General features: G+C 66.1%; 11 protein-coding genes. 6 read left to right on the top strand and 5 right to left on the bottom strand.

The features are described 5' to 3' along the window. Positions 1 to 20: 20 nt before the first annotated feature. Positions 21 to 1,094 (bottom strand): 4-hydroxyphenylpyruvate dioxygenase family protein, encoded by a 1,074-nt coding sequence (locus K2O51_RS08595; RefSeq protein WP_220630073.1) that lies wholly within the window; start codon positions 1,092 to 1,094, stop codon positions 21 to 23. Positions 1,095 to 1,408: 314 nt separating this feature from the next. Between K2O51_RS08595 and K2O51_RS08590 the strand changes: the two genes are divergently transcribed. The 3 genes from K2O51_RS08590 to K2O51_RS08580 all read left to right on the top strand — a co-directional run bounded on the left by K2O51_RS08590 (position 1,409) and on the right by K2O51_RS08580 (position 4,859). After that, the gene (locus K2O51_RS08590) at positions 1,409 to 2,242 is read left to right on the top strand and encodes a shikimate dehydrogenase family protein (protein ID WP_220630072.1); all 834 of its coding nucleotides are present in this window, start codon (positions 1,409 to 1,411) and stop codon (positions 2,240 to 2,242) included. A gap of 131 nt (positions 2,243 to 2,373) precedes the next feature. After that, complete coding sequence (locus K2O51_RS08585) at positions 2,374 to 3,699, top strand: MFS transporter (RefSeq protein ID WP_011301144.1); 1,326 nt, start codon at positions 2,374 to 2,376, stop codon at positions 3,697 to 3,699. A gap of 86 nt (positions 3,700 to 3,785) precedes the next feature. Next, positions 3,786 to 4,859: a porin gene (locus tag K2O51_RS08580; RefSeq protein ID WP_140949434.1), complete on the top strand. Its 1,074-nt coding sequence runs from the start codon at positions 3,786 to 3,788 to the stop codon at positions 4,857 to 4,859. Positions 4,860 to 5,601: 742 nt separating this feature from the next. On the opposite strand, the gene aroQ is transcribed toward K2O51_RS08580, so the two are convergent. After that, entirely contained in the window at positions 5,602 to 6,057 is a 456-nt protein-coding gene (gene aroQ / locus K2O51_RS08575) for a type II 3-dehydroquinate dehydratase (protein ID WP_011301146.1), read from the bottom strand. A gap of 88 nt (positions 6,058 to 6,145) precedes the next feature. Here aroQ and K2O51_RS08570 point away from each other — a divergent pair, with 88 nt between their 5' ends. Further along, a complete protein-coding gene (locus tag K2O51_RS08570; protein WP_140949432.1) occupies positions 6,146 to 7,105 on the top strand; it encodes a LysR family transcriptional regulator in 960 nt (319 codons plus the stop codon). A 33-nt stretch (positions 7,106 to 7,138) separates the two neighbouring features. Here K2O51_RS08570 and K2O51_RS08565 read toward each other — a convergent pair whose 3' ends face one another. Further along, entirely contained in the window at positions 7,139 to 7,906 is a 768-nt protein-coding gene (locus tag K2O51_RS08565; RefSeq protein WP_011301148.1) for an IclR family transcriptional regulator domain-containing protein, read from the bottom strand. A gap of 106 nt (positions 7,907 to 8,012) precedes the next feature. On the opposite strand from K2O51_RS08565, the gene K2O51_RS08560 reads away from it, so the two are divergent. Together K2O51_RS08560 and K2O51_RS08555 are read left to right on the top strand one after the other, a co-directional pair. Beyond that, on the top strand, positions 8,013 to 9,911 hold the full coding sequence (locus K2O51_RS08560; protein WP_425332964.1) for a bifunctional sugar phosphate isomerase/epimerase/4-hydroxyphenylpyruvate dioxygenase family protein: 1,899 nt from the start codon (positions 8,013 to 8,015) through the stop codon (positions 9,909 to 9,911). A gap of 60 nt (positions 9,912 to 9,971) precedes the next feature. After that, positions 9,972 to 10,814 (top strand): 3-oxoadipate:acetyl-CoA acetyltransferase, encoded by an 843-nt coding sequence (locus K2O51_RS08555; protein WP_140949430.1) that lies wholly within the window; start codon positions 9,972 to 9,974, stop codon positions 10,812 to 10,814. 12 nt (positions 10,815 to 10,826) lie between these two features. Here the strand turns inward: K2O51_RS08555 and K2O51_RS08550 are convergent, their stop codons facing one another. Both K2O51_RS08550 and K2O51_RS08545 read right to left on the bottom strand, forming a co-directional pair. After that, complete coding sequence (locus tag K2O51_RS08550) at positions 10,827 to 11,714, bottom strand: DMT family transporter (RefSeq protein WP_220630070.1); 888 nt, start codon at positions 11,712 to 11,714, stop codon at positions 10,827 to 10,829. Between the two features lie 199 nt (positions 11,715 to 11,913). Beyond that, positions 11,914 to 13,476 carry an AMP-binding protein gene (locus K2O51_RS08545; RefSeq protein WP_220630069.1) on the bottom strand — a complete coding sequence of 521 codons (1,563 nt, stop codon included), beginning with the start codon at positions 13,474 to 13,476 and terminating at the stop codon, positions 11,914 to 11,916. Positions 13,477 to 13,492: the final 16 nt, after the last annotated feature.

The following is a 13,492-nucleotide window of genomic DNA, read 5'->3' as shown; positions in this document are numbered from 1 at the left end:
GCCTCCGAAGCCGGTCCGGCTCACTGCCCCGGCAACGATTCCAGAACAGCCAGGTTGCCCTCGCCAAAACCGTGGTGACCGTCGCGCTGGACGATCTCGAAGAAGAACTCGCCCGCCTCGCGCTTTGCAAAGGCCTGGAGAAAGCGGTCCTGCCCGCCATCCGCGCGCACGGTGCCGTCCACGAGGATGCCGTAGCGCTGCAGTGTGGCGGGATCGAGGCCATGCCCCGGCAGGCGCCCATCGAGCGTGCCGTAGTAAGCGGCCGGCGGCTGCACGAACTGCACGCCACTGGCTGCCAGGACCGCGGCGCTGGCCGCCAGGTCATCCGTGGCCAGCGCGATGTGCTGGATGCCCTCGCCATGCGGGTCCGACAGGTAATGGCGCATGCGGTCGTGGCGCGGCGTCCCCTTCTCGTACAGCGGGATCCGGATCTGCCCGCACGGCGACAGCAGCACGCACGCGTCGCTGGCCACCTGCCAGTCGGGATGGACTTCGTGGATTTCCCGGAAGCCAAGCACCTTGCGGTAAAAATCGCTCCATTCCTCGAGATGGCCGGGCTCGACCGCCTGCGTCAGGTGATCGACTCGGACGAGGCCCGCGTCGCCCGGCCGGTTGCCCTGCGGCATGGGACGGAAGTCGACGTCATAGATCGAGATGTCGCCGACATCGCCGGGGCGTCCTTCCTTCCCACGCCAGCGGTCGATGAAATAGATGACCGACTGGCCGATGCCCTGGATGGCCGGGATGTTCAGCTCCATCGGACCCACGGTGCCACCTTCGAACGGCCACGCGCCGGCGTCGAGCGCGCGCGCGTAGGCCGCGGCGGCATCGTTCACGCGGATGCCGACGGCGCAGATCGACAAGCCGTACTCGGCCGCGTAGCGCGTCGCGAAGGAATCGGGCTCCGCGTCCACGATGAAATTCATCTCGCCCTGGCGGTAGAGCCTGACCGCCTTGTGGCGGTGCTCGGCAATGGCCGCAAAGCCGAAACGCTCGAAGGTGCGGCCGAGCGCGGCGGGATCCGGCGAGGCGAATTCGATGAACTCGTAACCCTGGATGCCCAGCGGGTTGTCCCAGGCTTCAGCGGCGCTCATGTCGGGGCTCCTGTGATGGTGGGGCTGTGTGGCAGGCCGCCCGGACAATCAATGCGACAGGGCCGGCGGCAAGGTCGTCCGATCATAGCAATGTGCCCGCCGCCTGCCGCATCGCGCATGGCAACCACCGCCCTCCGTAGAAACCCGCAGTGCGTTTCCTGATCGCCCACATGCGTTCGCTAATCGCGCCTTATGCGGACTACGTCGCTTGGTTCCCGGCTCACGGGCCACTAATCTCCGGTCATCGAGACATTCCCCGCCAGGCGCGGACCACGCATCCACGCCGACCCGATTCCTCCGCCCCCAGGAACATCATGATCAACGGCAAGACCACCCTCATTGCGCACCTTGGCTTCCCCACGGAGTCATTCAAGGCGCCCATGATCTACAACCCCTGGTTCGAACAGCAGGGCATCGACGCCGTCGTGGTGCCGATGGGCGTGAAGCCCGACGACTACCCCGTGTTCTTCCGCTCGCTGTTTCGCCTGAGCAATATCCGCGGTGCGCTGGTCACCATGCCGCACAAGGTCACCACCATCGAACTGGTCGACGAACTCACGCCGACCGCGCGCATCGCCGGTGCCTGCAACGCCGTGCTGCTGCGCGATGACGGCAAGCTGGTCGGCGACCAGTTCGACGGCGCGGGCTTCGTGCGCGGCATCCAGCGCAAGGGCTGCCGACTCGAAGGCGCGCGCGCCATGGTGTCGGGCAGCGGCGGCGTAGGCAGCGCGATCGCCGCTTCGCTGGCCGCAGCGAGCGTGGCCGAACTGGCACTGTTCGATACACGCGAGGCTTCCTCGCTCGCACTGCGTGACCGCCTGCTCGCGCACTACCCGGCGCTGCGCGTCACCACCGGTTCGGCCGACCCGGCCGGCTACGACGTAGTGGTCAACGCCACCCCGCTCGGCATGAACCCCGGCGATGCGCTGCCGTTCGACGTGACCCGCATCGATGCGGGCGCGATGGTCGGCGAAGTGGTGATGAAGTCCGAATACACGCCGTTCCTGGAAGCCGCCATCGCGCGCGGCTGCAAGGTCCAGGTCGGCACCGACATGCTGTTCGAAATGATTCCCGCATACCTGGAGTTTTTCGGCTTCGGCACCGCTACGCCGGAAGCGCTGCGCGCCGTGGCTCGCCTTAAATACTGATAGACAGCGCGGGAAGACGCGACGGCCCCGCGCCTGCGCACTCCCGCCACGAACAAGACCGGTTGCCAGCCTGTCCAGGCGCTACAGGGCATACCGGAAAGCACATTGCATCCAATGGTGGAGACAAACAAATGACCACGATTCACAAGGAGATCCCGGCCACCGCCGTGCCCGGCCACTCCCTGGCTGACAAGATCCGCGCCGGGTTCGCGCTCGGCAAGGTGCGCTGGGGCATGCTCGCGCTGGTGTTCTTTGCCACCACGCTCAACTACGTCGACCGCGCCGCGCTCGGCGTGCTGCAGCCGGTGCTGGCCAAGGCCATGGCCTGGACCGCCCAGGACTACGCCAACATCAACTTCTGGTTCCAGGTCGGCTACGCCATCGGCTTTGCACTGCAGGGCCGCTTCATCGACATGGTCGGCGTCAAGCGCGCCTTTGCGCTGGCCGTGCTGCTGTGGAGCATTGCCTGCGGCGCGCACGCGTTGGCGGCCTCCGCCGTCGGCTTCATGATCTGCCGCTTCTTCCTCGGCCTGACTGAAGCCGCCAACTACCCGGCCTGCGTCAAGACCACGCGCACGTGGTTCCCGGCCAGCGAACGGGCCGTGGCGACCGGCATCTTCAATGCCGGCACCAACGTCGGCGCCATGCTCACACCGATCATGCTGCCGCTGATCCTGCAGGCCTGGGGCTGGCAGGCCGCGTTCCTGATCGTCGGTGCGATGGGCGCGCTCTGGCTCGTGTTCTGGATGATCAAGTACCACAACCCCGATGAGCATCCCACGGTCACGCAAGCGGAACTCGCACACGTCAGCCGCGATGTCGAGCCCGCGCCGCAGCGCATCCCGTACTCGAAGATCCTGCGCATGCGCGGCACCTGGGCCTTCGCCTTCGCCTATGCCATCACCGCGCCGGTGTTCTGGTTCTACCTGTACTGGCTGCCGCCGTTCCTGAACCAGCAGTACCAGCTCGGCATCAGCGTCACGCAGATGGGCATCCCGCTGATCGTCATCTACCTGTGTGCCGATATCGGCAGCGTGGGCGGCGGCGCCCTGTCGTCGTGGCTCATCAGCCACGGCATGGCGGCGGTCCGCGCTCGGCTGCTCTCGATGCTGATCTTCGCGGTGTGCATCACGTCGATCGTGTTCGCCGCCGGCGCCAGCAGCCTGTGGACGGCCGTCGCCGCGATATCGGTCGCCATCGGTGCGCACCAGGCGTGGACTGCCAATATCTGGAGCATGGTGATGGACTACACGCCCAAGCATGTGGTCAGCTCGGTATTCGGCTTCGGCGGCATGATCGGCGCAGTCGGCGGCATGTTCATGACCCAGCTCGTGGGCTATGTCCTGACGGCCACGCACAACAACTACGCCGTGCTCTTCACGATGATCCCCTGCGCGTACTTCATCGCGCTGACCTGGATGTTCCTGACCGCGCCGCGCAAGGTGCCCGAGCACTGAGCCACACGCCAGCCCCCAACACCTTGCAACACGCCTGACGACAAAAAGGCATTCGAGCCACACTACAGCGGGACATCCAACACACCATGAAGAAGCAACTGATCACGTTGCTCGCGCTCGGCGCGGGCAGCGCGGGGGCAATCGCCCAGACCACCCCCGTCACCACCGGCGTCACGCTCTATGGCCTGATCGATACCACTATCCGCTACAGCACCAACGAAGATGCCGCGGGCCACGGCAGAGTCCAGATGACCGACGGCGTCCTGACCGGCAGCCGCTGGGGCCTGCGCGGCACCGAGGATCTCGGCAGCGGGCTGAAGTCGTGGTTCATCCTCGAATCCGGCTTCAGTCCCGACACCGGCACCAGCCAGCAAGGCGGTCGCCTGTTTGGGCGTACCGCGGTCGTGGGCTTGGAGGGTGACTTCGGCAAGCTGGCGCTGGGGCGCCAATACACGCTGGCCCATGAGGTGTTGTCGTCGTACGAAGCGATGGCCTTCGCCAACAACTCGATCGTCGGCTACCAGGGCGGCAACTACACCGGCCTGCGGTATGACAACACCGTCAAGTACATCAAGAGCTTCGGGGGCCTGCAGATTGCGGGTGCCTACACATTCGGCGAGGTCGCCGGCAGCGTGAAGAACAGCTCGGCCGCGGCCGGCTCGCTGGTCTACAGCTCAGGGCCGATCGAAGTCGGTGCGGTGTATCAGCAGACCTACAACGTATCGTCGGCGTTCTTCGGCGCCGTGCCTGCGGCGCAGGCCAGCAAGCAGACGGTGTGGGGGCTTGGTGGCACGTACAAGGCCGGGCGGTCGCAGTATTACCTCGGCTATACCAACAACCATCTGGATGTGGCGGACTATCGGAACAATGTTGGCTATGTGGGTACGCGGTTTGCGTTGAACGATGCGCTCGCGTTCATCGGTACTTTTCAGTATGACTGGCTGCGCCACGCCGGGCAGAGCGGCAAGCGGCTGACTACGGCGGGGATGCTGGATTACAGCTTCAGCAAGCGGACGGATATTTATCTGGAAGTCGACTACACGCATCTGCAGGGGGCGTGGATCGCGCTTAACAGCGCGCCTGCGTTTAATAACAGTGGGAATACGTATGGGAATGGGAGTCGGTTGGGGGTGATGGCGGGGGTCAGGCATAAGTTTTGATGTCGTGTCGCTCTTGGCGGGCGCCGCTGTTTCGCCGGCGTAGCCGGCGACCTACTCTTTTGTCCATGCGACAAAAGAGCAGGCAGAAAAACGCGTCGCATGGCGGCTGGCCATCAACGGTGCGCTTCTATGGTTCAAGCGGCTTTGGTCTCGCGAAACGTGATCGACGTTCAACCCTGCTACGCTATGTGAGTCGGAACCTGTGCCTGGCGATAACCGGCTTTTGTACGATCCCCAAGTTGGACTCGGGTACAGCGTTCCAATAAGGCCAGAGGTGGGACGCCTTCGGCTGCGCTGCGCGCGCGTCGTAGTCGGGGTGCAAGCGCATCAATGTCCCCGGCGCCCGAGGTTCGTTCCGAGAGCCCTTTCCTCGACTTCGCGCATGCAATGCGCGGGCCTCGTCCTGAGGCGCAATTCGCCCTGGGCCTGCGTGCTCAGACTAGGGCTCTGCGCGTGGCGCAGCCGAAGGCGATCACACGATATCGCCGGCAGCAGGGGCCACGGACAGTTTCGGGGCTCGTTCAATCAGCGCTGTATTCCCTCTCACGGTCGTGCCCCACGCGGCAGGCAGCGTGAATGACTCTGAAGCCCATACCCGTACAAAACCCTCAGCACACTACGATAAATATTCGCCCGTTAGGGCAAGCCTGACGCGCTTTTGCCTCCTTTTGTCGCTCGGACAAAAGGAGGTCGCCGGCTACGCCGGCGAAACAGCGGCGCCTGCCAAGCGCGCCAAACCCAATCACTTACCTGAGACCATCCCGGCCAGCGCCGAAACCGCCAGCCCATATCCCGCCACTCCAAATCCCGCCATCACCCCCCGAGCCACCGGCGAAATCCAGGAATGATGCCGAAACGCCTCGCGCGCATGCACGTTCGAGATGTGGTACTCGATCACCGGCACCGCAGCCCCTTTGATCGCATCATGCAGCGCAATCGAGGTATGCGTCAGCGCCCCCGCATTGAGCACCACGCCAATCAGCTCCCCCTGAGCACAGGCGCGCCCGGCCTCGTGGATCCAGTCGATCAGTTGCCCTTCGTAGTTCGTCTGCCGGCATTCGGCCCGCAGACCAAGAGATTGCGCAGCTTCCGCGCAGATGCGCTCTACATCGGCCAGCGTTTCACTGCCATACACCGCCGGCTCGCGCGTGCCGAGCAGGTTGAGATTAGGGCCATTGAGCACCAGTACCGTCTTCATGTCGTCTCCTGAAATGAACGCGGCCGCGCCTCTGGCGCGGCCTTCGTCGATAGCCTATCGTTAAGCCTGCGAATAACAATCCGGCAATATGGAAACTCAGAATGCGCTGTCAGCGAACAATGACCCGTTCCTGCGGGACTTGCGGCTGTTCTGCACCGTAGCGCAGCGTTCGAGCTTCATTGCCGCCGCGCATGAGATGGGCATCTCGCCCGCGCATGTGAGCAAGCGCATCGCCATGCTGGAGGCGATGCTCGGCACCCGGCTCTTTCATCGCACGACGCGACGCGTCAGCGTGACGGCGGAGGGCGAGAACGCGTTTGCGTGGGCGCGGAAGATCCTGGAGGACGTGGATGGCATGCTCGAAGCCGTCGGCGGCGCCGGCAGGGCCGACAGCGAGCCGCGCGGGCTGCTGCGCATTGCCGCAAGCTTCCGGCTCGGACGGCGTTTCGTGGCGCCGGTGCTGGCGCTGCTGCGGCAACAGCATCCGGGGCTGGAGGTATGGCTGGAGCTGCTGGACCGGCGCGTGGACCTGATCGGCGAGAACTTCGATCTCGATATCCGCATCGGCGAAGTTGAGGAGCCGCACCTGATTGCGAGCCGCATCGCCAGCGGCAGCCGCGTGCTGTGTGCGGCGCCGGCCTACCTGGCACGGCGCGGCACGCCGCGCCATCTGGCCGAGCTTGCGCAGCACGATTGCCTGCTCCACCGCGAGCGCGACCAGGCCTTTGGCGTGTGGCGGCTGCAAGGCCCGGCCGGCATGGAGATGGTCAAGGTGACCGGCCCGATGGCGTCCAACCACAGCGACGTCACGCGCCAGTGGGCCCATGAAGGCTACGGCATCATCATGGCGTCGGTCTGGGATGTGGCCGACAGCATCCGCGAAGGCGAACTCATGCAGGTGCTGCCGGCCTGGCAGCAGCCGGCCGATGTCTGGGCCGTGACCAGCGCGCGCGCATCTTCATCGGCGCGCATGCGCGTGTGCATCGAATTTCTCAAGGACCGCCTGTCGCAGGGGCCGTTCGCGCTGGCGAGTTCATTGCACAAGTAAGCCACTGCGCTTAGCACGGCAGGCGCATGGGCGCTACAGCGTACGCATGATCGACAGCGCGGTGTCCTGCAGCACCTGCAGCACGCGCGCGCATGCCGCTTCCGCGCTCTCCTCGCCGATCTGCATATTGACCGACAGCGCGGCGATCACCTTGCCGTGGCGATCGCGCAGCGGCACCGCGACGCCACGCACGCCGATCTGCAGCTGCTGCTCGACCACGGCATAGCCCTGCGCGCCGGCCTTGCGGATTTCCTGCAGCAATCGGTCGTGCTGGAGGATGGTGTATGGCGTATAGGGCGTCAGCACGCACTGGTCCAGCCACTCCCGCACCGTGTCCTCCGGCTGCGACGCCAGCATCATCACGCCCGCCGAGGCCAGTGGCGCCGGAACGCGCGCGCCCAGCACGAAGCCCGTGCTCATCACGCGGCTGGTGCTGGTGCGGGAGATGAACACCAGCTCCCAGCCATCTAGCACGCTCAGGTAAGCCGCCTCACCCAACTGGGCCGTGATCTGCTGCAGGAACGGCTGCACCAGGCGTGGCAGTCGCGCCGAATCGAAGTAGGACCAGCCGACCTTGAGCACCCGCGGCGTCAGGCTGAACAGCGTACCGTCGCTGGTGGTGTAGCCAAGGTGTTCGAGTGTGAGCAGGTAGCGCCGCGCAGCGGTGCGGGTCAGGCCCGTCAACTGCGCCGCCTGGCTTGGCGTCAGCCGCGGATGGTCGTTGTCGAAGGCCTCCAGGATAGCCAGGCCCTTTTCCAGCCCTGCGATCCAGTCACGCCGGTTCAGCGGTTCTTTTTCCATGGTTAACCCGAGTAATGCACGACTGTCGCGCGCCATCGCGCGATTATCGCTCGTCGGCGCGCGAATTGCGATTGTTTGGCCCACAGTTGGCTCCTAACCTTGCGGCATGCCCTTCCCTGCCGCACGTGCCATGTCAGCCGACCTTTCGCTCAAGCCGCTCCCCAAGTCCATCGCCACCGTCTCGCTGTCCGGCACGCTGCCGGAGAAGCTCGAAGCCGCCGCGGCGGCCGGGTTCGACGGCGTGGAAATCTTCGAGAACGACCTGCTCAACTTCGAGGGCTCGCCCGCCGAGGTGTGCCGCATGGCGACCGACCTCGGGCTGCGCATCATGCTCTACCAGCCGCTGCGCGATTTCGAGGCGATGCCGGCGGAGCTGTTCGCGCGCAATATGGCGCGCGCCGAACGCAAGTTCGATGTGATGGAACAGCTCGGCGCCGACACGGTGCTGGTCTGCAGCAACGTGCAAGACATCGCCATCGACGATCCCGCGCGCGCCGCCGCCGATCTGCGCCAGATGGCCGAGGCCGCCGCGCGGCGCGGCCTGCGCGTCGGCTTCGAGGCGCTGGCATGGGGTCGCCACACGCGCACCTGGCGCCAGGCGTGGGACATCGTGCAGCACGCGGACCATCCGGCGCTCGGGCTGGTGCTGGACAGCTTCCATACGCTTGCGCTCGGCGACGACCTGTCGGGGCTCGATGCCGTGCCCGCGGACAAGATCTTCTTTGTGCAGCTTGCCGACGCGCCGCGCATGTCGATGGACGTGCTGGGCTGGAGCCGGCATTACCGTAACTTTCCGGGCCAGGGCGACCTGCCCGTCACCGCGTTCGCGCGCGCCGTACTGCAGGCCGGCTATACGGGCCCGCTGTCGCTGGAAATTTTCAACGACGAGTTCCGTGCCGCACCGGCGCGGCAGACCGCACTGGACGGGCTGCGCTCGCTGATCTGGCTCGAGTCCGAGGCGGGCGGGCATGCGCTGCCGGCGCCACCGGTTTTCGACGGGGTGGATTTCATCGAATTTGCCGTCGACTACGTGGCCGGCCGCGAACTGGCCCGGCGCCTGGAATCGCTTGGCTTCGTGCATGCCGGACACCATCGCTCCAAGGCGGTCGACCTGTACCGGCAGGGCGGCATCAACCTGATCCTCAATGCGGAGCAGGACAGCGCCGCCGCCGAGCACTTCCAGCTGCACGGCCCTTCCGTTTGTGCGATCGGCCTCAAGGTGGACGACGCCGGCCGCGCCATCTCGCGTGCCCGTGCGCTGCTATGCAAGGAGTGGCGCGAACGGGTAGGCCCCGACGAGCGCGTGATTCCCGCGCTGCGCTCGCCAGACGGCTTGCTGTTCCACCTGATCGATGACCTCGACGCCGCACGCAGCATCTACGAGAGCGACTTCGACTTGCGCGCGCCGGTGCAGGCCGACACCTCCGACGCCGGGCTGACGGCGATCGACCACATTGCACAGGCCCTGCCCGCGCACAAGCTCGACACCTTCGTGCTGTTCTACCGCTCGGTGTTCGGCATGCAGGCCGAAGGCGTGCACGAGATCGCGGATCCGTACGGGCTGGTCAAGAGCCGCGCCATGGTCAGCGCCGACCAGCGCGTGCGCATCCCGCTCAATGTGTCGGAGAGCGGCCGCACCGCCACGGGCCGATTCGTCGCCGCCTATGCGGGATCGGGCGTGCACCACATCGCCTTCCGCTCCGCAGAACTCACGCAGACGGTGGAGCAGATCGACCGCAGCCGTTCCGCGATGCTGCCCGTGCCGGACAACTACTACGACGACCTCGCCGCCCGGCTCGCGCTCGACGACACGCTGCTGGCCCGGCTGCAGCGCCTTGGCCTGCTCTACGACCGCGACGGCCATGGCGAATTCCTGCACACCTATACCGAGCCATTCCACGAGCGCTTCTTTTTCGAGCTCGTGCAGCGCAGCGGATATCTGGGCTATGGCGCGGCCAATGCCTCGGTCCGCATGGCGGCGCAAGCGAAGCTGCGCCACAACTGAAGCCATTCGCCGAGGCCATCCCCTCTACGACTTTCACGACATCCCCCAAGGAGACATCGCATGCAAGACCCCTGCATCATCTCGGTGGCCATCACCGGTTCCGTGCCACGCAAGAAGGACAACATCGCCGTGCCGGTCACGGTGGCCGAACAGATCGAAAGCACGCACGCCAGCTTCGAGGCCGGCGCCACGCTGGTCCACCTGCATGTCCGCGACGACGAGCAAAACCCCAGCTCAGACCCGGACCGCTTCGCCGCCTTGCAGGAGGGCATCCGCAAGCATTGCCCCGGCATGATCGTGCAATTCTCCACGGGCGGACGCGGGCGCGAGGCCAGCCAGCGTGGTGCCATGCTGAACCTGCGTCCGGACATGGCCTCGCTGGCCACCGGATCGGTCAACTTCCCTTCAAGCGTCTACGAGAACTCGCCGACGCTCATTCGCGAACTGGCTGGCAGCATGCGCGAGTACCACGTCAAGCCGGAGATCGAGATCTTCGATGTGTCGATGATCTACAGCATGGCCGACCTGGTTAAGGAAGGCCTGATCGCGCCGCAGCCACATGTGCAATTTGTGTTCGGCATTCGCAATGCGATGCCCGCGCGCCGCGAAGTGCTGGAATTCGAGGTGGAGCAGCTGCACAAGGTCCTGCCGGGCGCCACCTGGACGGCAGCCGGTATCGGACGGCATCAGCTCGAGGTCAATCACTGGACGCTGGAACTGGGCGGCCATTGCCGGACCGGCCTGGAAGACAACATCCGCTGGGACAAGGACACGCTGGCGCGCAGCAACGCGCAGCTGGTGGAACGCGTGGCGCAGCTGTGCGGCGAGTATGGCCGCGCCGTGGCGACGCCCGCGCAGGCGAGAACGCTGCTCGGCCTGACTGCCCTCACCGAGACGGCATAGCCGGAGCCGATGTCAGGCCGGGGCGCTCACCGCGCGCCGGCCGCGCTCGCGCGCCGCAGCGGCAGTGCCGCCGACACCGCTGGCGGCGATCATCACGACGCCCATCAGCGACCAGACGTCCGGCACGTGCGAGAACACCAGCCAGCCACCAAGCATCGCGAACGCGATCTGCAGGTAGAGATAAGGCGTCAGCACGCCAACCGGCGCGCGCGCATAGGCAAAGACCAGGCACAGGTGGCCGGCACAACCGGCCAGCGCCATGCCGGCAAGCATGAGCCAGTGCAGCGGGCTCACGTGCCAGACCCACGTAAAAGGCAACGCCGCGGTCAGCAGCAGCGTGGCAACGCATCCTGTGTAGAAGTGCGTCGTACCGACCCCGTCGGCTCGCGTCAGCGGACCGGTCATCAACTGGTAGCCCGCATTGGACAGCACCACGCCCAGCGGCAGCAGCATGGCCGGCTGGAATTCGGGGCCAGGCCGTATCACCATCAATGCGCCGACAAGGCCCAACAGCAGGAACAGCCAGCGCACCGGCGATACGTGCTCCCCCATCAGCGCGGCGGCGGCCAGCGTAATCGCGAGCGGCGTCAGCATGGCCACGGCGGTGAAATCCCCCACAGGCAGGACCTTCAGGCTGAAGAACGCACACAGGCTGGATGTCAGCATCAGCACGGCGCGCAGGCTCTGGAGCACCGGCCGGCGCGTATGCAGCAGCGCCCGCCCTCGCGCGGGTAGCAGAACCGCGCCTGTCAGCGCGGTCTGCGCGAGATAGCGCACCCACAGCGCCATGACCACGGGGACCGCGCTGCCGACGACCTTGGTCAGCGTATCGAGCATGGCAAAGCAAGCGACCGCCGCGATCATCAGCGCAATGCCTTGCGGCGCGTGGTAGTCCTTCATTGGGGCCTTGCCTGCTCGTTGCGCCGCTCGGAGGTGCGTTGCGCGGCGTGGATGGGGGGATGGGAGCAGGTTACCGTTGCCGGTGGGAAAAACAATCGGGCTGGGTGGAAAGTCAGAATGCGCTGGAAGCGAATAATCGGTCCGGCAACCCAGGCGCAATCTGTGCTTGATGCTGCGCCCGGAAATTGTGCGCTCCGTACTACACCTGTGCCAGCAGTTCCCGCAGCTTCGCCTTCGCCACTTTCTCGAGCGTGGCCCGTGGCAGGCTGTCCATCAGGCGCACTTCGTGCGGACGCTTGAAGTCGGCGAGTTGCGCCGCGCAGGCGGCAAGGATCCGTTTCGCCAGATCGTCGCCAGCCGCCGGTCCGGGAATGACGAAGGCCACCGGCACTTCATCGAGCATGGGGTGTTTCTTCGCCACCACAGCGGCTTCCGCCACGCCGGGCACGAGCGCGATCACGCGTTCGATTTCCGACGCCGCCACGTTCTCGCCGCCTACCTTCAGCATGTCCTTGGCCCGGTCGGCAAAGTACAAGGCACCGTCTTCGCCGAGCCGCACGCGGTCGCCCGTGATGAACAGGCCATCTTCGCGGAACGCCGCGGCCGTGGCGGCCGGATCGTTGAAGTACTCCAGGAACAGCGACACCCCGCGGCGTCCGCGCACATAGAGGTCACCGGTCTGGCCCGGTGCCACCGGCCGGCCCTGCGCATCGAGCACATGGATTTCATACCCCGGCGACGGCCGCCCCATCGACATCGGCGCGTTGGCGCGATGCGGCGAGCCCACCGTGCCGTGCGAGACGGTCTCGGTCATGCCCCACCAGCCGATGGTCTTCACACCGAAGTGGGCGTCGGTCGGCGGCTCGCAGACGCCGCTGCCCCAGTGGCGATAGCTGTGCCGTTCGGGTAGCGGCTGGGCCATCAGCGCACGCACGCAGAATGGCACCACCGACGTCCAGGTGCAGCCATGCTTCAGCGACACCGGCCAGAAGCGCGATACCGAGAACTTCGGCAGCAGCACCACCGTCGCGCCTACCCACAGCGAAGCGGCCACCGAATACACCTGCGCGTTGGTATGGAACAGCGGCAGGTGCACGAGATGGACATCGTCCGCGCGGAGGTCCTCATGCCGCGCGCAAAGCTGCGCGCCCCACAGCGCGTTGGCATGGCTCCACAGCACCGCCTTCGGCCGCGAAGTCGTGCCCGAGGTGTACTGGATGCCGAACGGCGCCATCGGGTCGTGCGGGCGGCTGGCCAGCGTGGCGGGATCGGCATCGATGGCCGCGAACGGCGTGAAGCCAGCCACATCCGCTTCCGGCGGCGCACCGTTGTCGGTCGCGGTGACGGCCACCCAATTCAATGCCGGCGCAGCCGCGCGCACCATGGCCGCGAAGCGCGGCTGCGTGATGCCGGCCACGGCGCCGCTATGGCTCGCAAAGTAAGCGAGTTCGTCGGCGCTGGAACGCGTGTTCGTTGTCACGGGCACCGCGCCCGCATACGCGCAGCCCAGCCAGGCGATGACCGATTCCGCGCAGTTGTCCAGATGCACGAGCACGCGCTCGCCGGCTTGCACGCCGCGTGTCTGCAATCCCGCTGCAAAGCGTCGGACCGCGTCACCGAATTCAGCGTAAGACCACGTCTTGCCCTGGCCGTCAAAGGGTTCCCACACCAGGAACGGATGGCTGCCGCGCCGCGCAGCCTGTTCATCGATCAGGGTGCGGATATCGGTGGCTTCGAACGGCGTCAGGGCGGCAGGAGTCATGGGGGCGGTCCGCGGC

Origin of the sequence: Cupriavidus pinatubonensis (assembly GCF_019602855.1) — a bacterium.
Classification (GTDB): domain Bacteria; phylum Pseudomonadota; class Gammaproteobacteria; order Burkholderiales; family Burkholderiaceae; genus Cupriavidus; species Cupriavidus pinatubonensis.
This window is presented reverse-complemented; position numbering and strand designations above follow the sequence as displayed.